Source organism: Sphingomonas parva (ex Maeng et al. 2020) (assembly GCF_004564275.1).
GTDB classification, from domain to species: domain Bacteria; phylum Pseudomonadota; class Alphaproteobacteria; order Sphingomonadales; family Sphingomonadaceae; genus Allosphingosinicella; species Allosphingosinicella parva.
Genome location: NZ_SPDV01000014.1, coordinates 19,130 through 39,961, shown reverse-complemented (window position 1 = coordinate 39,961; position 20,832 = coordinate 19,130). Strand labels below are relative to the sequence as shown.

Genomic DNA, 20,832 nt, shown 5'->3' with positions numbered 1-20,832 from the left:
ATGCGTTTTGCTCCTCGAGCCGGCCGTTCGCCGAGCAGGAGAGAGGCGTGCGCTCACTGCTGACCGTCAGCGAATTCGCGCTCCGTGGCGGCGAGGCCGAGCGGGGGCTGCGGCGCTGGGTGGCGGAAACGCGCGCGATCCACGCCGGGCTGGAACTCACCGGCGGAATGGTGCTGGCGCGCAACCTGATCGCCGACCTGGTCGAAGGCGAGGCCGGCGCGGTCGCCCTGGCGCTGCGCAGGGCGAGGGAGGCGCGGCACCAGGTCCACCTCGTCGTGGTGGATTCGCTGACCGTCCGCACCCGCACCTTCGCCGGCTGGAGTCTCCTCTACCAGGGCAGCTCGACCTATGTCGCGGCGCCGATCGCGGCCTTGCTCGAGGTGCAGGACGCTTACCATTCCCATCGGCTGCGCAGCATGCTGAAAGCCTTTGGCGATCCGGCCCCGAGGAGGCCTCCGGCAAAGACCGGAGCCGCCGCCCGGCATGAGACCGAAGCGGCGGGGATGCCGGCGCCAATGGCAGTGCCGTCCGCTAGAGCATCGCCGCGGCGGCGTTGACGGTGATCGCCAGGACGAAGATGTTGAAGGCGTAGGAGACCAGCGCCTGGCCGGTCAGGATCCGCCTGATCCCGCGGTCGGTCGCCGCCACGTCCGAGACCTGACCGGCGATCCCGACCGTGTAGGCGAAATAGACGAAGTCGAGATAATCGGGCGGCTGGTCACCGGGGAAGGCCAGGCCGTGCCGCAGCGCGCCGTCGCGGCGCTCATAATAGATGTGCGCATATTCGAGTGCGTAGACGGTGTTCCCGAATATCCAGGACAGCGCCAGCGTGACCAGCGGCATGGCCGCGTCGCCGCCGGTCTCCACCCGGCCCAGTTCGGTGGCGACCGCGGCGAGGACGGCCGCCAGCACGGCCGCGGAGATGGCGAGCAGCAGCCCCTTGCCGGCAGCGTTGCGCGCCGCGGCCCGCTCGATGCCGCCAGGATCGGCGCCGCGCATCAGGAGAACGGCGAGCAGCAGGAAGAGCAAGGCGGCGAGGTCGAAGCCGGTCATCAGCGCCGCGCTCCAGGCGGGGGCCGCGAGCGCGGCGAGCCCCGAGGCGGCGACGAAGGCGAGCAGGAAGGCGAGGAAGCGGCTGTGGGGCAGGCCGTTCGGCCGGTTGCGCTTGCGGATGCCCGGCATGAAGCCTCCGGATCGTTGCCCTTACCGGCCGCGGCGCCGCGCCCTCGGCCCGCGTCGCGCCCGGCGTCCTGCTTTCGCTAGCCCAGCCCGCGGCGGCGTGGAAGATGCCGTAATTGGGAAATGCGATACCGTTTCGCGTGGCGGAAACGGATGCGGGGGCTAGCGGGCAGGGGCGGCGGCGGTGCCGTCGGGGACCGAGCGGGCGATCCAGATCGCTATGTCCCGCCGCAGCGCGCCGCGCCGCGCGTCGGCGTCGCAGCGCTCCCGCGCCTCGCGGGGTGTGTCGGGCAACCTGATCTCTTGTGCGTGTCTCATCTCGTCGTCCCCAATCTGAGGCCTTGGACCTGCACCGGTGGAAGCGATTACATCCAGCGGAGATCGACGAAGGCGCCGTCACCGGCGACGAGCGCGACTCCGGCCCGCCGTTCGCCCATCGACGCTGCCCGCCGCGCGACCAAGGCGTCCCCCGCGCCCGGAGCCGCCGATACGGGCGGGCGGACCTGGTGTTCACCGACTTCGTGATGGCGGGGATGAGCGGGTTCGAGCTGGCCGCCGCGCTGGCCGAGGCCGCACCCGGCCTGCCGGTGATCCTCACCACCGGCTATCGCGACGAGATCCTGAAGTGCGGCGCCGGCGGGCTCCCCGTCGTCTCCCCTATCGGCTCGAGACGCTTGTCCATGCGGTGGAGGAGGTGCTGGCGCGTACCGAGGGCTGAGCGCGCCCGCGGCCAACGGGCGCGGCCGGGCGCCTGTCGCGCGCGGGCGGCAGGGCATAAAGACCCTGTCGCACGTCTGGAACTTGCAGGACTCTGTCGCTATCTGCGGCGCTCCCCGGGAGTAACGCGTTGATCCAGCAGCCTTCAGACTCGACAGATCGCCGCAGCGACATCTTCATCGGCGACGGAGAGATGGCGCGGCTGATGCGCGCGCACGATTGGGCGGCAACCCCGCTCGGCCCGCCCGAGCGATGGGCGAGCGGGCTCAAGGCGGCGATCCGCCTGCTGCTGACCTCGCGCTTCGAGATGTGGCTGGGCTGGGGCCCCGACATCCACTTCTTCTACAACGACGCCTACCGCCCGACGCTCGGCATCAAGCATCCGCAATCGCTCGGCATGCCGACAAGGGTCCTCTGGGCGGAGATCTGGGACGACATCAAGGGGCGGCTGCAGACCGTCTACGAGAAAGGAGAGGCGACCTGGGATCGCGCCCTTCTGCTCCTGCTCGAGCGCAACGGCTATCCCGAAGAGACCTATCACACCTTCTCCTACAGCCCGCTGATCGGCGAGACCGGCAAGGTGGAGGGCGTGTTCTGCGCCGTCTCCGAGGAGACCGAGCGGGTGCTGAGCGAGCGCCGGCTCGCCTCATTGCGCGAGCTCGCCTCGGGCCTGGCGGCGGCCGAGGGACGCGAGGCGGTGCTCCGCGCGGTCGAGGACAAGCTCGCCGCCAACCGCCACGACCTGCCGTTCACGCTCACCTATTTGTTCGAGGAGAATGGCGACGCCCGGCTCGCGGCGGCGAGCGGGATCGCGCGCGGTCATGACTGCGCGCCGGCGCTTCTCCCGTCCGCCGGCGGAGTCTGGGATCTCACCGTGATCCGCGACGGCGCGACCGCGAGCCTCACCGTGCCGTGCACCGCCGACGCGCTGCCGGCCGGCGCCTGGGACAGAGCGCCGACCTCGGCGGCGATCGTGCCGCTGGTCGGACAGGGCGGCGAGCGGCCTCGCGGGGCGCTGATCGTCGGCCTCAATCCCTATCGCCCGGAGGACGAGGATTATCTCGGCTTCCTCAGCCTGCTTGCGGGCCAGATCACCTCCGGCCTCGCCAGCGCCGAGGCGTTCGACGCCGAGCGCGAGCGCTCCGAGGCGCTCGCCGCCGCGGTGCGCCTGCGTCAGCAGGCCGCCGAAGCGCTCCGCCGGGCAAACGAGCGGCTCACCTCCGAAGTCGCGCTGCGCACCGGCGAGCGCGACCGGATGCGCCACCTGTTCCGCCAGGCGCCGAGCTTCATGTGCATCCTGTCCGGGCCCGACCACGTCTTCGAGCTGGTCAACGACGCCTATCTGCAGCTGGTCGGCCATCGCGACCTGGTCGGCGTGCCGGCGCGCGAGGCGCTGCCGGAGATCGCGGGACAGGGCTTCTTCGAGCTGCTCGACGGCGTCCTCGCGACCGGCGAGGCGTTCGTCGGACGCAACCTCAAGGTTCAGGTGCAGCGCGCGCCGGGTGCGCCGCTGGAGGAGAGGTTCGTCAACCTCGTCTACCAGCCGATCACCGAAGCCGACGGCTCCGTGTCGGGCATCTTCGTCGACGGCTTCGACGTCACCCACCAGAAGCGCGCGGAAGACCAGCTCCACCAGCTCAACGCCACGCTGGAGCAGAGGGTCGGCGAGCGCACCGAGGCGCTGGCCGAGGCGATGGAGCGCTTGCAGAGCGAGACGGCCGAGCGCCAGCAGGCCGAGGCGGCGCTGCGCCAGGCGCAGAAGATCGAGGCGCTTGGCAAGCTGACCGGCGGGGTCGCGCACGATTTCAACAATCTGCTGCAGGTGATCAGCGGCAACCTCCAGCTCCTCTCCCGCGAGGTGGCGGGGAACGCCCGGGCTGAAACCCGGGTCCAGAACGCGCTCGCCGGCGTTTCGCGCGGCGCCAAGCTCGCCTCGCAGCTGCTCGCCTTCGGCCGGCGGCAGCCGCTCGAGCCCAAGGTCGTCAACCTCGGCCGGCTGCTCAACAACATGGACGATCTGCTCCGCCGCGCGCTCGGCGAGGACATCGAGATCGAGACGGTGATCGCAGCCGGCCTGTGGAACACCCTGGTCGATCCCGGACAGATCGAAAATGCGGTCTTGAACCTCGCCATCAACGCCCGCGACGCGATGGACGGCGGCGGCCGCCTGACCATCGAGGCGAGCAACGCCACGCTCGATGGCGACTATGCCGGCCGGCACGACGACGTGCAGCCCGGCCAATATGTCATGATCGCCGTCACCGACACCGGCAGCGGCATTCCCGAGGACATATTGGAGCAGGTCTTCGAGCCGTTCTTCAGCACCAAGCCGGAGGGCAAGGGCACCGGGCTCGGCCTCTCGATGGTGCACGGCCTGGTCAAGCAGTCGGGCGGCCACATCAAGATCTACAGCGAGGTGGGCGAGGGCACGACGATCAAGCTCTACCTGCCGCGCGCGCTCCGCGAGGAGGACCTGATCGCCGACATCAGCAAGGCGCCGGTCCGCGGCGGAACCGAGACGATCCTGGTGGTGGAGGATGACGAGGAAGTGCGCGAGACCGCCGTCGCCCTGCTCACCGAGCTCGGCTATCGCGTGCTGAAGGCGCGCGACGCGCAGAGCGCCCTCAGCGTGGTCGAGAGTGGGGTGCCGATCGACCTGCTGTTCACCGACGTGGTGATGCCCGGCCCGCTGCGCAGCCCGGAGCTCGCCCGCAAGGCGAAGGAGCGGCTGCCGCACATCGCGGTGCTGTTCACCTCCGGCTATACCGAGAATGCGATCGTCCACCACGGCCGGCTCGATCCCGGCGTCGAGCTGCTCTCCAAACCTTATTCGCGCGAGGCGCTCGCCCGGAAGGTGCGCCACGTGCTCGGCAACGAGGCGCAGCATCGCGTCGCCGAGGCGCAGCAGCAGGCGCCCGCCGGCGCGGAGCCCGCGCCCGCCGCGATGCCGGCGGCGGCCGCGGGAGCGCTCACCATCGCGCTGGTCGAGGACGACAGCTTGATCCGCGAGAGCACCGGCAGCCTGCTCGAGGGGCTCGGCCACCGCGTCCTCGCCAGCGCCGACGCCGAGGCGGCGATGCAGGCGCTCGCCGCGTCCCCGGTCGACGTGCTGATCGCCGACGTCAGCCTGCCCGGCGTATCCGGAGTCGCGCTCGCCCGCCAGGCCGTCGCCCGCTGGCCCGGCCTCAAGGTAATCTTCGCGAGCGGCGACGAGACCTCCTATGCCGATGCCGGCATCGAGGATGCGGTGGGCCTCGCCAAGCCTTATACGCCGGACGGCCTCGCCGCGGCGCTGGAGCGCGCGAGATCCTGATTCGGGGAGCATGAGATGAACACTCCGCAAGCGCTGATCGCCTTCATTGCCGCGGCGTCGATCCTCACGGTCACCCCCGGTGTCGACACGGCGATGGTGCTGCGCTCGGCCGCCGCCGGCGGTCCGCGACCGGCGGCCTGGGCCGCAGCCGGAATCGGGCTCGGCTGCCTGGTCTGGGGCCTGGCCGTGTCCGCCGGGCTCGGTGCCCTGCTCGCCGCGTCCCCGCTCGCCTTCACGATGCTGAAATGGGCCGGCGCGGCCTATCTCGTCTTCCTCGGCCTGAAGCTGATCCTGCGGCCGCGCGATACGATCGGCGGCGAGGAGAGCGGGGCAGCGCACTTGGCGCCCGGCCAGGCGTTCCGGCAGGGGCTGCTGACCAATGCGCTCAACCCGAAAATCGGCATCTTCTACGTCACCTTCCTGCCGCAGTTCGTGCCGGCCGGCGCGAACGTCGCGGCCTTCTCCTTCCTGCTCGCCGCGGTGCACGTGCTGCTCAGCATCGCCTGGTTTGCCGCACTGATCGCCGCTTCGGTGCCGATGGGCCGGATCCTGCGCCGCCCGCGCGTCATCAAGGCGCTCGACCGCGGCACCGGCGGCGTGTTCGTCGCCTTCGGCGGCAAGCTCGCGCTGACCAGCTGAGCGGGGTCCGGCGGCGCCTCAGCCGCCCGGTGCGGCGAGGAACACCGCGTGCTGCGCGTCGAAGGCGCGCCGGAAGGCCGGGCGCGCCTCGCCGCGCGCCACGTAAGCGGCGAGATTGGGGAATTCGGGGAGCATCGCCGCCCCGGCCGGTCGGCGCAGCACGTTGACCATCAGCAGGTCGCCGGCGCTGAATCCACCGTCAAGCCAGTCGGCATCGCCGAGGCGCCGCGAGAGCTGGGCGAGGCGGGTACGGACGCGGTCGTCGAGCAACGGCAGGCGCGCCTCGAACCAGGGCCGGTCCTGCTCCATCAGCAGGAAGGCCTCGCGCTCGACGATCGGCGCCTGGACCGTGACCAAAGCGGCGAACATCCAGGCGATCGCGCGGGCCCGGCCGTCGGCCTCGTCGGGCAACAGGCCCGGGTGGCGCTCGGCGAGGTGGAGCACGATCGCGCCGGACTCGAACAGGGCGAGACCGCCTTCCTCCAGCGTCGGGATCTGCCCGAACGGCTGGAGGGCGAGATGGGGCGGCTGCTTCATCTCGGCGAACGAGACGAGGCGGACGTCATAGGGCTGTCCCAGCTCCTCGAACGCCCAGCGCACCGCCATGTCCCGCGCCAAGCCGCGGCCGCGGTCGGGAGAGCTCTCGAAGGCGGTGATCGTTGGCATCGAAAGGCTCCGGGCGAAGGGATGCGGTTCGGACGGCGGCAGGAAGTCGGGCGATGCTGTCCCCACCGTTGCCGTTTCGCAAGAGGATGGGCGACCAACCCGCCGAGCAGCCGGCGCTGCTGGTCGACGAGATCCGCACCGCCTTCGCACAGCTGCGGAGCTGCGCGGCCGGAAGTCGTTATCATGTCCCCGATCTGGGTCAGATCCGCACCGTCCGGCCCTCCGCGGCCGAGCGGTAGATCGCCTCGATGATGCGCATGTCCTGGAGGCCCTCCTCGCCGGCGACGATCGGCGCGCCGCCCGAAGCGGCGCTCTCGCTCATGTGATCGAGCTGGCCGACGAACTGGTTGACCGCGGGGCCGGGCGGCGGGGCGAGGCGCTGCTCGCCGCCGTCCCGGACCAGGCGGAGGCTGTGTCCGGCATAAGGGGTGGCCGGCTCCATATCGATCCGGCCGCGATCGCCGGCGATCCGAACGCGATTGTGGTTCGAGCTGTAGGACGACATGCCGTGGCTGATCGCCCCGGAGGGGAAATCGAGCGTCCAGGCGATCAGATCCTCCACTTCGGCGAAGCGCGGGTCGCTGCGGTCGGTCGAGGCGCGGGCGGTGACCGCGACCGGCTCCTCGCCGGTGAGGTAGCGCGCCGCCTGGACCGAGTAGATTCCCATGTCCATCAGCGAGCCGCCGCCGGCCAGCGCCTTCTTCAGCCGCCATTGGCCGGGGTCGCCGGCGACGAAGCCGTGCTCGGCATGGACGTAGCGGCGGCGGCCGATCGCGCCCTCCCTGGCGAGCTTCATCGCGTGGAGGTTGTGCGGCTCGAAATGGCTGCGGTAGCCGATCATCAGCGTCCGCCCCGCCGCCCGGCAGGCGGCGATCATCGCCTCGCACTCGGCGACCGACACCGCCATCGGCTTCTCGCAGAGGACGTGCTTGCCGGCGCGAGCGGCGCGGATCGTATATTCGGCGTGCATGGAATTCGGCAGCACGACGTAGACAATGTCGACGTCGGGATCGTCGCCTATCCGGTCGAAGCTGCGGTAATCGTAGAGAGAGCGCTCGGGAACGCCATATTCGGCGGCGTAGCGCCGCGCCTTGTCGGGATCGCCGCTGACCAAAGCGGCGAGGCGGCTGTGCCGGCAATTGGCGAATTGCGGTATGATGACGCGGGTCGCGTAATATCCGAGGCCGACGATCGCATAGCCGAGCTTGCGTGCCGGCGGCTGGGCGGAGGAGTTGCAGGCGGTTGCCGCCGCGGCGAGGCCGCCGAGGCCGATCAGAAGCCCGCGCCTGTCGATCGTCTCGGTCACACGCCGCTCCCTCTCCGCCTCCACGGGCGCCGCACGGGCGACGCCGCTGTCACAATTGAAACATTTCTGCTCCCGGCGCGACATCGTTCCGCGACACGGCGCTCCTAATCCGGTTCCTTCAAAGGAGCCCGACCATGAAATCCGCTCTCGCCGGTTTCGCCCTCACCGCCGCCCTGCTGGTGGCGCACGTCCAGGTGCTGCCCAACCCCTGGCCCGATCGCCCGACGGCGGCCGAGGCGAGCGGCTTCGCCCAGCGCCATGCCAATGAGGATACGGCGAAGCTCGAGAAGGAGCTCGGTCTCTGATGGCCAGCGAGGCTCTGCAGCTCGCCCGGCTCGTCGCCTGGCAGGAGAGGCGTGTCATGACCGACGCGGTGGATCTCGGCGACGAACTGGAGGCGTTCGTCGCGCAGGCGGTGCGCAGCGGCCGCTATCTGTCGCGCGCGGCGGTGGTCCGCGACGCCGTCCGCCTGCTCCGCGATCACGAGACCGGTTGGAGCGCCTTCGAGCACGAGATCCTCACCCGGATCGATGCGGCGGCGCCCGCAGACGCGGAGCGCGCCTCCGACCGCCTGCACCGCCGCTACGCCGAGATGGCGGACCGCCGGCCGCTCTGAAAGCAGCACTCCCTTCGACGAGTTCGTGGAGGGGCGCCATCGTCGGACCGGCCGAGGCTCACCTCTAATGGAAGCAGACCTCGACGCGCCGGTCCAAGCCTTCCGGTCCCGGAGTCTGCGGCGTCGACCAGGGACGCGTGTCGCCTCTGGCCTCGACCACGATCTGAGCCCAAGTATCCGGTCTGCACAATTACTCCTCCCCTCCAGCAAGTGCTGGAGGGGAGGAGTAACGGTCGCATTGGATCGATCGCCATCCCGCCGCCCTTGTGCGCCCGCCGCCCGCTGCTACAGGCGCGGCGATGCAGCTGGCGTACGAGACGATCCTGTTCCTGATGGCGGCGGCGTTCGTGGCCGGGTTCATCGATGCGATGGCGGGCGGCGGCGGGCTGATCACGCTACCGGCGCTGCTCGCCGCGGGGGTGCCGCCGGTGGCGGCGCTCGGCACCAACAAGCTGCAGGCGAGCTTCGGCACCGCGACGGCGTTCGCGACCTTCGCCCGCGCCGGCCATGTCGACCTCAGGCGCTTCGCCCTGCCGACCGCGGCCGCCTTTGCCGGCTCGGCGGCGGGCGCGTTCACCGTCCAGCAGATCGACGCCACCTTCCTCTCGGCCTTCATTCCCCTGCTGCTGGTGGCGATGGCGCTCTATTTCCTGTTCGGGCCCAGGATGGGCGAGGAAGACCGCCACACGCTGATCGGCAGCGCCGGGCTGTTCGCGGTGGCGGCGGCGATCGGCTTCTACGACGGCTTCTTCGGCCCCGGCACCGGCTCGTTCTTCACCACCGCCCTGGTGGCGCTGGTCGGGCTCGGGCTGGTCCGCGCCGTCGCCCACACCAAGTTGCTCAACCTCGCCAGCAACCTCGCCGGGCTGCTGGCGATGGTCGCGGGCGGGCACGTCCTGTGGCTGCTCGGCTTCGCCATGGCGGCGGCCAGCGTCGCCGGCGGCAAGGCCGGAGCGCATGCGGCGATCCGCTTCGGCGGCCGCGCCGTCCGGCCGCTGCTCGTGCTGATGTGCCTCGGCCTCACCGCCAAGCTGCTGCTAGACCCGGACAATCCGGCGCGGGCCGCGCTCGCCGGCCTGATCGGCTGAGCCGCGCCGCCGCGGACCGCCTGCAACATTTGAAACACTTTCCCGGGCGCCGCGACATTGGGCGGAATCAGCGGGACCGTACTTCGGGATGCAACAGGGAGGGGCGTGGAGCCCCGCAGCATTTCGGAGAGACACATGCAGTTCGTTCGTTTCATCACCGCGGGCACGCTCGCCGCCCTCGCCACCGCGATCGCGCTCGATGCCGACGCAACGCCGCCCCAGCCGCCGCGGGTCGTCACCGCCGAGCAGATCTTCTCGGCGGTCGACGAAGCCCAGGCCATGGCCAATCAGATCGACAAGGACGACCGCGCCGAGCGCTGATCCGCAGCCTCGAACAGGGAGGCGAGCATCAGCGCGTCTCCGGTCGCCGCCGAAGAGGCGGTATTGTCGAACATGCACCAGGTCTCCGGCGCCGCTCCGCGCTCCATCTGCCGGGCATAGGCCTCGAGCCGCTCCACGCCGTAAGCCGAGCGATACATGACCGGCGAGCCGTGCAGCCGCCAATAATGCAGCCCCTGCCAGCCGCCCGGCTCCGCCGCCGCCGGCACGACCGCAGGATCGGCCGCGACTCGCGCGACGCCCAGCGCGGCGAGCAGGCGATCGGGCTCCTCCTCGAACCAGCTCGGATGGCGCGGCTCGCAGGCGATGCGCGCCGCGGTGCGCGCGGCGAGGCCGGCGAGGAACGGCTCGGCCACTCCGCGCTCGAAGGCGAGCTTCGGCGGCAGCTGGACGAGCAGGATCGACAGGCGCGGACCGAGCGGCGCCACCTCGGCGAGGAACGACTCGACCAGCGCTTCCGCGCCGACCAGCTTCGCCTGATGGGTGATCGCCTTCGGCAGCTTGGCCGCGAAGCGGAAATCCTCCGGCACGCTCGCTGCCCAGCGCTGCCAGGTCGAGGCGCGGTGCGAGCGGTGGAAGGAGGAATTGATCTCCGCGCCTCGGAAACGGCGCGCATAGCGCTCGAGCGCGCTGCCCCCGGCCGGGAAGGCGTCCGCCGAGGCGCGGGCGATGCTCCAGCCCGCCGTTCCGATGACGATGTCCATGGCGCGCCTAACGCGGCAGGCGGATGCGGGATGCGGCGGCGCCGCGGCGGCCCGTGCGGGGATCTGCGTAACGCGCGCTTTACCTCGATTTAACAACCATTTGCGGCGGCTGTCCCGAATCATGACATGCGCCCGTCACAACAAGCTGCTAATCGTTGGAACAGCCGATTCTTCGGCTTTTCGTGCATTGCCGGGGCCTGCCGGAGCATGAGGGTGCTCCGGGGCTTCGCTGCGAGGGGGGTTCAGCATGTCCGGTATCTTTCATTCTCTTGCCGCGTCCGATTTCCACCAGGATTGGACCGACACCGGCGCGATCAGCGCGGCCGACGACTGGTCGCTGGTGCCGAGCATCATCGGCTACCGCACCGGCGACGTGACGACCCTGACCGGCGTCGATGCCCGCAGCGTGCTCACCGATACCGGCTTCGTGCAGAACCTCGTCGCCAACCAGTTTCCGACCTCCACCACCGGCGGCGTGCTCGAGGTCGACCGGATCAGTGGCGGCGGGACGATCAATCCGACGATCGCCCTGCAGGGCTCGAACGGTGCCGACTATGCGGCGATCGTGCTCAACCTCGACGCGACCGGGCGCAAGACCCTGACCTTCACCGCCGACGTGCGCGATCTCGACGCCAGCGGCGACGACGCCGCCCAGCAGGTCGCCGTCCAATATCGGGTCGGCTCGAGCGGCATCTGGACCAATATCGGCTATATCGCCGACGCGACCACGGCGGGCAGCGCCACCCAGGTGACGTCGCTGTCGATCGTCCTCCCCTCCGCGGCCGACGGCCAAGCGCAGGTCCAAATCCGCGTGCTCACCACCAACGCCGCCGGCAATGACGAGTTGATCGGGATCGACAACATCCACGTCAGCAGCGTCGCCGGGGAGGGGCCGATCCCCGACCGGCCGGGCGCATTCTCGATCGGCGACGCCGCCGTGTTCGAGGGGAACAGCGGCACGACGCCGATCACCTTCACGGTCAGTCGCGGCACCGACAGCAATGTCGCCGCCTCGGTCAATTATGCGATCACGCTGCCCGGCGGCGCCACCGGCGCCAGCGCAGACGATTTCGTCAGCCCGATCCTCTCCGGCACGCTCACCTTCGCGGCCAACGAATTCTCGAAGACGATCACCCTGCAGGTCGCCGGCGACGTCGCGAGCGAGGCCGACGAGAGCTTTGCCGTCACGCTTTCCGGCGCCACCGGCGGGGCGACGATCGCCGACGGCAGCGCCACGGGCACGATCACCAACGACGACGCCGCGGTCGGGCCGGGCGTCGCGTTCATCAACGAGATCCATTACGACAATGCCGGCACCGACGCCGGGGAGGCGATCGAGATCGCCGCGCCGTCGGGAACCAATCTCGCCGGTTGGTCGATCGTCCTCTACAGCGTCAGCACCGGCGCGACGACCGGCACCGTCTACAACACCCGCGCGCTTTCCGGCATCGTTCCCGATCAGGACGACGGCTACGGCACGATCAGCTTCTCCTATCCCTCCAACGGCATCCAGAACGGCGCCCAGGATGGCCTGGCGCTGGTCAACCCGGCCGGCGAGGTGGTCCAGTTCCTCAGCTACGAAGGATCGTTCGTGGCGTCGAACGGCCCCGCCGCGGGCCTGACCTCCACCGACATCGGCGTGTTCGAGGACGGCGGCAGCGCCATCGGCTTCTCGCTCCAGCTGCAGGGCGCGGGCGCGGTCGCCGGTGATTTCCACTGGGCCAACGGCCAGCCGAACACGTTCGGGGCGGTCAACACCGGCCAGAACTTCATCGGCGCCAACGCCACCGGCCAGATCAGCGTGGCCGACGCCAGCGTGATCGAGGGCGACAGCGGCGTGTCGATCATGACCTTCACGGTCAGCCGCGCCGGCGGGCTCGGCCAGGCGGCGGGGATCGACTGGGTGCTGTCGCTGCCGGCCGGCGGGGCGAACCTCGCCGACCTCGCCGCAGGGCAGCCGCTCAGCGGCCATGTCGAATTCGGGATCGGCGTCGCCAGCGTCCAGATCGCGGTGGCGATCCAGGGCGACACGATCACCGAGGCGAACGAGAGCTTCGGCCTGCTGCTCGTCAATCCGGTGGGCAACATCGCAATCGTCGACGGCGCCGCCGCCGGCACGATCCGCAACGACGATCCGATCGACCTCAGGATCTACGAGATCCAGGGCGAAGGGCATGCCACCGCCTATGACGGCCAGCCGGTGACCACCTCCGGCATCGTCACGGGCGTCGTCGCCAACGGTTTCTACCTGCAGGACCCGACCGGGGACGGCAACGTCCGCACCTCCGACGCCATCTTCGTCTTCACCGGCAGCGCGCCGGCGGTGGCAGTCGGCGACGGCGTCTCCGTCCGCGGCACGCCGTCCGAGTTCGTGCCGGGCGCCAACAGCCTGTCGATCACCGAGCTGGTCCCGAACCAGATCAATATCCAGTCGCACAACAATGCGCTGCCCGCGGCGGTAACGATCGGCGCCGGCGGTCTCACGCCGCCGACCAGCATCATCGAGGACGACGGCTTCGCCAGCTACGATCCCGCCACCGACGGTCTCGATTTCTACGAGACGCTGGAGGGCATGCGCGTGACCGTCGACGCGCCGATCGCGGTGTCCAACAGCACGAGCTTCGGCGAGACCTGGGTGCTCGCCTCGGGCGGCGCGGGCGCGACCGGCTTCAACGGCCGCACCGGCATCACCATCTCGGCCGGCGACTTCAATCCCGAGCGGATCATGATCGACGCCACCGGCGAACTCTATGCCGGTTATGCGGCGGGTCATACCATGGGCGACCGCCTGTCCGACGTCACCGGAATCATGACCTACGGGTTCAACAATTACCGCGTGCTCGTCTCCGAGGCGGTGAACGTCACCGATGACCTGGCGGCGGCGCCGCGCGAGACCACCGCGCTCTCCGGCGATCGCGACCACCTCACCATCGCCAGCTACAATGTCGAGAATCTGAGCCCGACCGACGATCCGGTGAAGTTCGACCTGCTCGCCTCGAACATCGTCTACAATCTCGGCGCACCGGACATCGTCGCGGTCCAGGAGATCCAGGACGCCAACGGCCTGAACGGCAGCGATCCGCTGTCCGGCGTGGTGACCGCGCAGCTGCTGATCGACGCGATCGCCGCGGCGGGCGGACCCGATTACGTCTATGTCGAGGTCGCGCCGTCGAGCAACAATTCGACCGGCGGCGAGGCCAACGGCAACATCCGCAACGGCTTCCTCTACAATGCCGACCGCGTGTCCTACGTCGCGGGCAGCGCCATGCTGATCGAAGCTCCCGCCTTCGCCGGCAGCCGGCGCCCGCTGGTCGCCGATTTCACCTTCAACGGCGAGACGACGCGGCTGATCAACGTCCACTTCACCTCGCGCATCGGCAGCGACGATCTGATGGGCGCCAACCAGCCGCCGGTCGATGCCGGCGACGGCGCCCGCACCGCGCAGGCGCAGGCGGTCCGCGCCTATGTCAACGGCGCGCTGGCCACCGATCCGGCGCTGAAGCTCGGCGTGATGGGCGATTTCAACGGCTTCTATTTCGAGGGCGCCGTCGGCGCGCTCGAGGCCGGCGGCATCCTCACCGACCTCCACCGCCTGCTGCCGAGCGAGGAGCGCTATTCCTACGTGTTCGACGGCAACCTCCAGGCGATCGACCACATGCTCGTCTCCGGCGGGCTGCAGTTCGGCGCCCAGTTCGATGCCGTCCACATCAACGCCGAGCAGACCCTGGGCACGCCGCGCGGCACCGATCACGATCCGATCATCGGGCGCTTCTTCATCGAGCATCACAACGAGGCGCCGGTGGACCTCGTCCTCGACGGCCAGGCGGTAGCGGAGAATGCGCCGGCCGGGACCCTGGTCGGCTTGGTCAGCGCCGGCGATCCCGATCCGGAGGACGTGCTCCGCTATACGTTGAGCGACGACGCCGGCGGACGTTTCGCCCTCGATGCGGCGACCGGTGCGCTCACCACCACGGCACCGCTCGATCACGAGGGGCAGGCGAGCTGGTCGCTGACCATCCGCGCCACCGATCCGGCCGGGCTGTTCGTGGAGGAGACCGTCACGATCGCGGTCGGCGACGTCAACGAGGCGCCGGTGGCCGGCAACGACAGCGTGTCGGTCAACGAGGACGCAACCAGCCCCAATCTGTGGAGCCTGCTGCTCGGCAACGACCATGATCCGGATGCGGGCGCCAGCCTCAGAATCGCCTCGGTCGACGGCGTCGGCACCTACGGCTCCCTGGTCTTCGACGCCGCCTCGCAGACGCTGCGCTACGTCGCCGACCACGACTCGTTCGACTCGCTGGCGCCCGGCGCAACCGCGGTCGACACCTTCCGCTACACGGTGACCGACGAGCACGGCCTGACCTCCACCGCGACCGTCTCGGTGACCGTCACCGGCATCGCCGACGGCGTCCGCCTCAACGGCGGCAACGGCGTCGACACAGTGACCGGCGGGGCAGGGGAGGACCATCTCTCCGGCGGCAACGGGGCGGATACCCTGCGCGGCGGCAGCGGCCACGACTGGCTCGATGGCGGCAATGGCGAGGACGCCCTGTTCGGCGGCGACGGCAACGACGTCCTGGCCGGCGGCCGCGGCGACGACATCCTCGCGGGCGGCGCCGGACGCGATCTGTTCGTCCTCGGCAAGAGCGGCGGCAGCGACACGATCGTCGGCTATCAGGTCGGCCTCGACCGGCTGGTCCTCGAGGACGGCATCTCGGTGAAGGGCGCCCGCGTCGCCGACGTGGACGGCGACGACCTCGCCGACCTCACCCTGCTGTTCGGCAACGGCGGCGGCTCGGCGACCCTGCTCGGCGTCGGCGGCTTCTCCCAGGTCGACTTCGCGGGGCCGGAGATCCTGGACAGCCACCCGGCGATCTGATCCCATCCTCCCCGCTAGCGGGGAGGGGGACCGCCGCCGAAGGCGGTGGTGGAGGGGCGGTTCAGCGGCTCACCCTCCCCTTTTAGGGGAGGTGGCGCGCGCCAGCGCGACGGAGGGGTGTCAGCGTGTCCATCCTGTGCTGCATCTCCGACATCTTGCCGGAGCGCCCACTCCAGGACCCAGAGGACGCGGCGCTGACACCCTTCAGTCAGGCTGCGCCTGACAGCTCCCCTCCGAGGGGAGCATGATAAAAAAGGGCGGCCCCGCGAGGAGCCGCCCTTCCTTTTCGTCCAGCGCAAGGCTGGAAGCTTACTTGACCTCGACGGTCGCGCCGGCTTCCTCGAGCTTCTTGCGGATCTCTTCGGCCTCGGCCTTGGAGACGCCTTCCTTGACGGCCTTCGGCGCGCCCTCGACCAGGGCCTTGGCTTCGCCGAGGCCGAGGTTGGTGATCGCGCGGACTTCCTTGATCACGTTGATCTTCTTGCCGCCGTCGTTGACGAGGATCACGTCGAACTCGGTCTTCTCTTCTTCGGCGGGGCCCGAAGCGGCGCCACCACCGGCCGGGCCGGCAACCGCGACGGCAGCGGCGGCCGAGACGCCCCACTTCTCTTCGAGGGCCTTGGCGAGGTCAGCGGCTTCGAGAACGGTCAGCTCGGAGAGCTGGTCGACGAGGGATTGGATGTCTGCCATTTTAAGTCTCCAGATCGGGGCGGGAGCCCCATGGTTTCAGTTCAAATAGAGATGATGATCAGGCGTTTTCTTTGGCGGCATAAGCGCCAAAGACACGCGCCAGCTGAGCACCCGGCTCGTTGATCGTCCGCGCGATCTTGGTCGCGGGCGCCTGGATGAGGCCCACGATCGTTGCACGCAGCTGGTCAAGAGACGGCAGTTCGGCCAGCGCACGAACACCCGCAACGTCGAGGACAGTGTCGCCCATCGCGCCGCCGACGATCTCGAAGCGATCGGTCGTCTTGGCGAAATCGACCGCGACCTTGGCGGCCGCGACCGGATCCGCGGACGTGGCGAGGCCGGTCGGCCCCGTCAGCATCTCGCCGATGCCGGCGTAGGAGGTGTCCTCGAGCGCAATCAGGGTGAGCGTGTTCTTGGTCACCTTGTAGCTCGCGCCAGCATCGCGCATCCGGTTCCGGAGGGCGGTGGACTGGGCCACCGTCATCCCGAGATTGCGGGTGACGACCACCACGCTCGTCTCGGAGAACGTCTGCTTGAGCTGGGCGACCTGCTCGGACTTTTGAGCTCGATCCATGCCTTACACTCCAAACTGCCCGGCGGAGATGTCCGTCGGGCGACTTCAAAGGACGAAGCGAAGCCTCGTCCTTGCGAACCCGCCGAAGCCGGAGCCTCGACGAGCGTGTCCGTGGGGAGTGGTTGACGGCCTGAAACCAGGCAGACCCGGCGGCGCCAGGCGCGGCCGGAAAAACTCTTCCCCGTCTAGGCGGGAAATTAAGATCCGGAAGGATCACCCGCTGTCTCGGACGGCTGCGCGCGGGCGAGCCCGCACGCGAGCCGCGCCTATACACGAGACGGTTGAAAGATCAACAGAAAGGTGACGCCGCCGGCGTCAAGGCGCGGTGCGGAAACCGAGCAGCTCGTAATGATCGGAGACCTCGCCGGCGCGGTCGACCGTGTCGGCGAGAAAGCCGTGGAGCGGATAGTCGCGGCGGCAGACCGCGTCGCGCTGGTTGCCGCCGAGGACGTGGACCATGTCGCCGCGCCGCTCGAGCAGGAAGGCGACGTGGCCGCCGACCGGCTCCAGCCCGTTGCCGAGATCGCGCGAGCGGCGCCAGACCACGATCGTGCCGGGGCCGGGCTGCGGGTCCTCGCGGCCCCAGCGCGCCCAGGACGTGGCCCAGCCGGAATCGGTGCCGGCGAAACCGGCCTGCATCACGCACCAGTTCAGGAAGGCCGAGCACCAGGGGGTGTCGTCGCGCTCGCCCTCGCCGTCCTCGAGATCGCCGCAGGTGGCGAGATAGGCGAGGATGCGCTCGGTGCCGGGCGCATGGCCCTCGCGGACCTGGGCCTGCTCCTCGGCGAGAGCGATCGCCAGCCAGCGCGCCTTGGCGGCGGCCGAAAGCTCCTGGCCGGGTGTCTCGTCGTCCATCATCGGGAACCGCGGGTCAGAAGAAGCGCCGGCCGGGCAGGATCGGATCGGCAGGGCGGCGCCCGGGGCTCCGCGCCGACGCGAGTTGTGGATCCATGGCGGAGCCGTCGATCGGGCGGTGGCGCCGCGCGACCAAAGCGAACGCAACGGCCGCGACCAGCGAGAAGAGCCCGAGCAGGACGACGTCCGACCAGCCGTGGCGGAACAGCTCGCCGAGCGTGCGGACGCCGGCGAGGATCGCGATGAAGGTCCAGATCGCCTGCCAGCCGCTGCCGCGCATGGCGAAACCGGGGGTGAAAAGACTGGGTCTCGTCATCCGCCGATCCTGCCCGGCGCGCCGGGCGGCGGCAAGACCTGGAACCCGATCGGGGCGGTGCCGTTCATCGCGGCGAGCATGCGTGAACCGATCCATGACAATCGAACCCGGGCGCGAGGCAGTTGGTTCCTCGTCCTCCTCGTCGGCCTGCTCCTCGCCGGTCTCGCAGGGGGACTCGGCGCGCGGCTCCTCGATCGGCAGGAGGACGGCGCACGGTCGGGCGGTGCCGCCCTCCTCGCCAGCGACGCGGTGCCGCTCAATCGGCTCTCGCTGTCGCCGCTGGTCGAGCGGACGGCGCCGGCCGTGGTCAACATCGCCGTGCTGCAGCCTTCGCCGGCCTCGCAGAACCCGCTGCTGCGCGACCCGTTCTTCCGCCGCTATTTCGGCGTGCCCGACAGCGCGCTCGAGCCGGCGATCTCGGCCGGATCGGGGGTGATCGTCGATGCGGCCCGCGGCCTCGTCGTCACCAACTTCCACGTCGTCGAGAACGCCAGCATGATCGAGGTCGGGCTGCGCGACAAACGCCAGCTGCGCGCCCGCGTGCTCGGAGTCGCACCGGAGCTCGACCTCGCCATCCTGACGATCAGCGGCCGCAACCTGCCGGCGCTGCCGCTCGGCAATTCGAGCCGGCTCCATGTCGGCGACTATGTGGTGGCGATCGGCAATCCGTTCGGCCTCGGCCAGACGGTGACCGCCGGGATCGTCAGCGCCACCGAGCGCGGCCTCGGCGAGGACGACCAGCGCCGTTTCGTCCAGACCGATGCGCCGATCAATCCTGGCAATTCCGGCGGACCGTTGATCAACATGCGGGGCGAGGTGATCGGCATCAACTCGGCCTTGATCAGCCCCAACCAGGGCAATGTCGGCATCGGTTTCGCCATCCCCTCGAACGTCGTCCGCGACGTGGTGGCACAGGCGACCCGCTGAAGTCCAAGGCGCTGCAATAAAACGGCTGCCGTGCGACAGCATTGCGGCGCAATCCATTTACGGTATCGCAAGGCCAGTCTTCTAAGCCGCAGTCTCCGAACCAGGGGAGATGACTGTGGGGAACGTTTCTCTGTTCAACGAACAATCCGTGGAAAGCACGTCCGACGAATGGACCGAAGAGGTCCGGCTGGATCTTTCCGAAAACCAGGCATTCGTTACCGGCCTGTGGATGCCGCAGCCTTATCCGTCGCCCTCTGCGACCAGCGCGGCGATTGCAGGCGGGGCGGATTCGCATCTGTTCGCGATCGTCGGCGAGGCGCTGTACTTCATCAAGGCGCCCGACTTCGAGGCGCCCGGCGATTCCGGCGGCGACAATGTCTACGACGTCAACGTGCGGATCGACGACGGCTATTCCAGCTGGGATCGCATCTACTCGATCGAGATCGGAGACGTCGCGGACGAACCGGTGCCGATGGGGCCGAAGTCGTTCGCCGTATCCGAGAACGAGGCGTTCGTGACGATGCTTCCCCCGTGGAGCTCCTCGCCCTGGTCTCCGACGGTGTCGTGGGTGATCCTGGGCGGTGCCGACGCGCATCTCTTCACGATCGTCGGCGACTCGCTCCAATTCCTCGCCGCGCCCGATTTCGAGGAGCCGGCCGACGCCGACGGTGACAATGTCTACGACCTGGTGGTGATGAGGCCGGACGGCCCCTCCGCCCAACCTCTCGAGCTCGCCGTTACCGTCGCCGACGCGATGTCGGCGCTCGACTTCAGCCCGGACGCACTCGGTTTCGACGGCTGGAACAGGATCGCCCTCGAGGAAGGGACGCGCAGCGTCACCGGCTTCGCCAGCACCGGCGCCGACGGCGCCGTGACCTACCGGATCGGCGGCGGCGCCGACGCCGCCCAGTTCACGATCGACGCCGCGACCGGCGCATTGTCGTTCGTCGACGCACCGGATTTCGAGCGGCCGGCGGACTTCGGCGGGGACAATGTCTACGACGTGTTCGTCTTGGCCCGCGACGACGAGGGCGAGACCGGTCACGAGTTCCGGATCGGCGTCACCGACCGCGGCCCGCGGCTCTCCGTCTCGGGGGCGGGCGAGAACGGGCGCATCGCGGTTCCCGAAGGGCAGGCGGCGGTCGCCGTGGTCAGCGCGACGGGGACGATCGACAAGCCGACCTTCGAGATCGTCGGGGGCGTCGATGCCCAGCATTTCCGGATCGATCCGCTGACCGGCGCGCTCAGCTTCGTGCAGGCCACGGACTTTGAGCTCCCCACCGACTGGAAGCGCGACAATGTCTACGAGGTCGTCGTCGGCGTCCGCGACGGGGATGAGGCCGCGAAGATCGCCGTCGAGGTGAGCGTCACGAACGTGCGTGAGCCGGGCGAGCCGATCCTGGGCGCCGAGATGGCAGACACGATCACGCCCGGCACTCCATCCGGAACCACGTCGGGAGACGATTACGTCATGGCGCTGGGCGGCGCCGATCTGATCGACGGCGGCAGCGGCAACGACCGTCTCGACGGCGGCGCGGGCAACGATCGCCTGATCGGCGGCAGCGGCGTGGATTTCCTGATCGGCGGCAGCGGCGCGGACACCTTCGTGTTCAATGCGGTGGCGGACTCGCGGCCGACCGCGCCCGACCGGATCGCCGATTTCCAGCGCTTCGAATATGACCGGATCGATCTGCGCGCGATCGATGCCAATGCGAGCAGCGCCGGCGACCAGGCGTTCAGCTTCATCGGGAAGAGCGACTTCTACGGAAAGCCCGGTCAGCTGCGCTTCGAAACGATCGGCGGCGACACGTTCGTCTTCGCCGACGTCAACGGCGATGCCCGCGCCGATCTGCAGATCGTCCTCAGCGGCACCGTCTATCTGAACAGCGGCGACTTCATGTTCTGAGGAGATGATCGCGGCGGTCAGGGGCGGCGACTTCGTTGAGATCGGCCTTGAGGCCCGGGCTCGCGGAGGAGCTCAGCGCCACCGAGGAGCCCGCCCCGACCACCCTCGGATCGGC

The 20,832-nt window shown here is 69.6% G+C and carries 20 protein-coding genes; 11 read left to right on the top strand and 9 right to left on the bottom strand.

Features of this window, described 5'->3' with window-relative positions; genetic code table 11:
* Window positions 1–47: 47 nt before the first annotated feature.
* The gene (locus E2493_RS09045; protein ID WP_135085923.1) at window positions 48–557 is read left to right on the top strand and encodes a hypothetical protein; all 510 of its coding nucleotides are present in this window, start codon (window positions 48–50) and stop codon (window positions 555–557) included.
* Here the strand turns inward: E2493_RS09045 and E2493_RS09040 are convergent.
* A complete protein-coding gene (locus tag E2493_RS09040; protein ID WP_135085921.1) occupies window positions 532–1,182 on the bottom strand; it encodes a DUF1345 domain-containing protein in 651 nt (216 codons plus the stop codon). The genes E2493_RS09045 and E2493_RS09040 overlap by 26 nt on opposite strands.
* A gap of 159 nt (window positions 1,183–1,341) precedes the next feature.
* Window positions 1,342–1,473 carry a hypothetical protein gene (locus E2493_RS22055; protein ID WP_263854064.1) on the bottom strand — a complete coding sequence of 44 codons (132 nt, stop codon included), beginning with the start codon at window positions 1,471–1,473 and terminating at the stop codon, window positions 1,342–1,344.
* 553 nt (window positions 1,474–2,026) lie between these two features.
* Here E2493_RS22055 and E2493_RS09030 point away from each other — a divergent pair.
* Window positions 2,027–5,209, top strand: a complete 3,183-nt coding sequence (locus tag E2493_RS09030) for a hybrid sensor histidine kinase/response regulator (protein WP_225421273.1) — start codon at window positions 2,027–2,029, stop codon at window positions 5,207–5,209.
* Between the two features lie 15 nt (window positions 5,210–5,224).
* Window positions 5,225–5,848: a LysE family translocator gene (locus E2493_RS09025; RefSeq protein ID WP_135085917.1), complete on the top strand. Its 624-nt coding sequence runs from the start codon at window positions 5,225–5,227 to the stop codon at window positions 5,846–5,848.
* 18 nt (window positions 5,849–5,866) lie between these two features.
* Here E2493_RS09025 and E2493_RS09020 read toward each other — a convergent pair whose 3' ends face one another.
* Entirely contained in the window at window positions 5,867–6,514 is a 648-nt protein-coding gene (locus tag E2493_RS09020) for a glutathione S-transferase family protein (protein WP_135085915.1), read from the bottom strand.
* A gap of 86 nt (window positions 6,515–6,600) precedes the next feature.
* Between E2493_RS09020 and E2493_RS21180 the strand changes: the two genes are divergently transcribed.
* The gene (locus E2493_RS21180; protein WP_225421272.1) at window positions 6,601–6,753 is read left to right on the top strand and encodes a hypothetical protein; all 153 of its coding nucleotides are present in this window, start codon (window positions 6,601–6,603) and stop codon (window positions 6,751–6,753) included.
* On the opposite strand, the gene E2493_RS09015 is transcribed toward E2493_RS21180, so the two are convergent.
* Window positions 6,714–7,820, bottom strand: a complete 1,107-nt coding sequence (locus tag E2493_RS09015) for a Gfo/Idh/MocA family protein (RefSeq protein ID WP_225421271.1) — start codon at window positions 7,818–7,820, stop codon at window positions 6,714–6,716. The two genes, E2493_RS21180 and E2493_RS09015, sit on opposite strands and share 40 nt — an antisense overlap.
* A 134-nt stretch (window positions 7,821–7,954) precedes the next feature.
* Here E2493_RS09015 and E2493_RS21175 point away from each other — a divergent pair, with 134 nt between their 5' ends.
* The 4 genes from E2493_RS21175 to E2493_RS09000 all read left to right on the top strand — a co-directional run bounded on the left by E2493_RS21175 (window position 7,955) and on the right by E2493_RS09000 (window position 9,845).
* On the top strand, window positions 7,955–8,125 hold the full coding sequence (locus E2493_RS21175) for a hypothetical protein (RefSeq protein WP_167737457.1): 171 nt from the start codon (window positions 7,955–7,957) through the stop codon (window positions 8,123–8,125).
* Window positions 8,125–8,436, top strand: coding sequence for a type II toxin-antitoxin system ParD family antitoxin (locus tag E2493_RS09010; protein WP_135085911.1), 312 nt, complete (start codon window positions 8,125–8,127; stop codon window positions 8,434–8,436). Before E2493_RS21175 ends, E2493_RS09010 begins: the two co-directional genes overlap by 1 nt.
* A 299-nt stretch (window positions 8,437–8,735) precedes the next feature.
* Window positions 8,736–9,524, top strand: coding sequence for a TSUP family transporter (locus tag E2493_RS09005; RefSeq protein WP_135085909.1), 789 nt, complete (start codon window positions 8,736–8,738; stop codon window positions 9,522–9,524).
* A gap of 135 nt (window positions 9,525–9,659) precedes the next feature.
* A complete protein-coding gene (locus tag E2493_RS09000) occupies window positions 9,660–9,845 on the top strand; it encodes a hypothetical protein (protein ID WP_135085907.1) in 186 nt (61 codons plus the stop codon).
* On the opposite strand, the gene E2493_RS08995 is transcribed toward E2493_RS09000, so the two are convergent.
* A complete protein-coding gene (locus E2493_RS08995; RefSeq protein WP_135085905.1) occupies window positions 9,812–10,567 on the bottom strand; it encodes a DUF72 domain-containing protein in 756 nt (251 codons plus the stop codon). The genes E2493_RS09000 and E2493_RS08995 overlap by 34 nt on opposite strands.
* A 247-nt stretch (window positions 10,568–10,814) precedes the next feature.
* Here E2493_RS08995 and E2493_RS08990 point away from each other — a divergent pair, with 247 nt between their 5' ends.
* A complete protein-coding gene (locus E2493_RS08990) occupies window positions 10,815–15,449 on the top strand; it encodes an Ig-like domain-containing protein (protein WP_135085903.1) in 4,635 nt (1,544 codons plus the stop codon).
* Window positions 15,450–15,758: 309 nt separating this feature from the next.
* On the opposite strand, the gene rplL is transcribed toward E2493_RS08990, so the two are convergent.
* The 4 genes from rplL to E2493_RS08970 form a co-directional block, all read right to left on the bottom strand.
* On the bottom strand, window positions 15,759–16,139 hold the full coding sequence (gene rplL / locus E2493_RS08985) for a 50S ribosomal protein L7/L12 (RefSeq protein WP_135085901.1): 381 nt from the start codon (window positions 16,137–16,139) through the stop codon (window positions 15,759–15,761).
* Between the two features lie 58 nt (window positions 16,140–16,197).
* Window positions 16,198–16,713, bottom strand: coding sequence for a 50S ribosomal protein L10 (gene rplJ / locus E2493_RS08980; RefSeq protein ID WP_135085899.1), 516 nt, complete (start codon window positions 16,711–16,713; stop codon window positions 16,198–16,200).
* A gap of 315 nt (window positions 16,714–17,028) precedes the next feature.
* On the bottom strand, window positions 17,029–17,568 hold the full coding sequence (locus tag E2493_RS08975; RefSeq protein WP_167737456.1) for a TIGR02594 family protein: 540 nt from the start codon (window positions 17,566–17,568) through the stop codon (window positions 17,029–17,031).
* Window positions 17,569–17,584: 16 nt separating this feature from the next.
* Window positions 17,585–17,884 carry a hypothetical protein gene (locus tag E2493_RS08970; RefSeq protein WP_135085895.1) on the bottom strand — a complete coding sequence of 100 codons (300 nt, stop codon included), beginning with the start codon at window positions 17,882–17,884 and terminating at the stop codon, window positions 17,585–17,587.
* A gap of 78 nt (window positions 17,885–17,962) precedes the next feature.
* Between E2493_RS08970 and E2493_RS08965 the strand changes: the two genes are divergently transcribed.
* Together E2493_RS08965 and E2493_RS22180 are read left to right on the top strand one after the other, a co-directional pair.
* The gene (locus E2493_RS08965) at window positions 17,963–18,811 is read left to right on the top strand and encodes a trypsin-like peptidase domain-containing protein (RefSeq protein ID WP_135085893.1); all 849 of its coding nucleotides are present in this window, start codon (window positions 17,963–17,965) and stop codon (window positions 18,809–18,811) included.
* A gap of 115 nt (window positions 18,812–18,926) precedes the next feature.
* On the top strand, window positions 18,927–20,717 hold the full coding sequence (locus tag E2493_RS22180; protein ID WP_318531689.1) for a M10 family metallopeptidase C-terminal domain-containing protein: 1,791 nt from the start codon (window positions 18,927–18,929) through the stop codon (window positions 20,715–20,717).
* Window positions 20,718–20,832 lie beyond the last annotated feature (115 nt).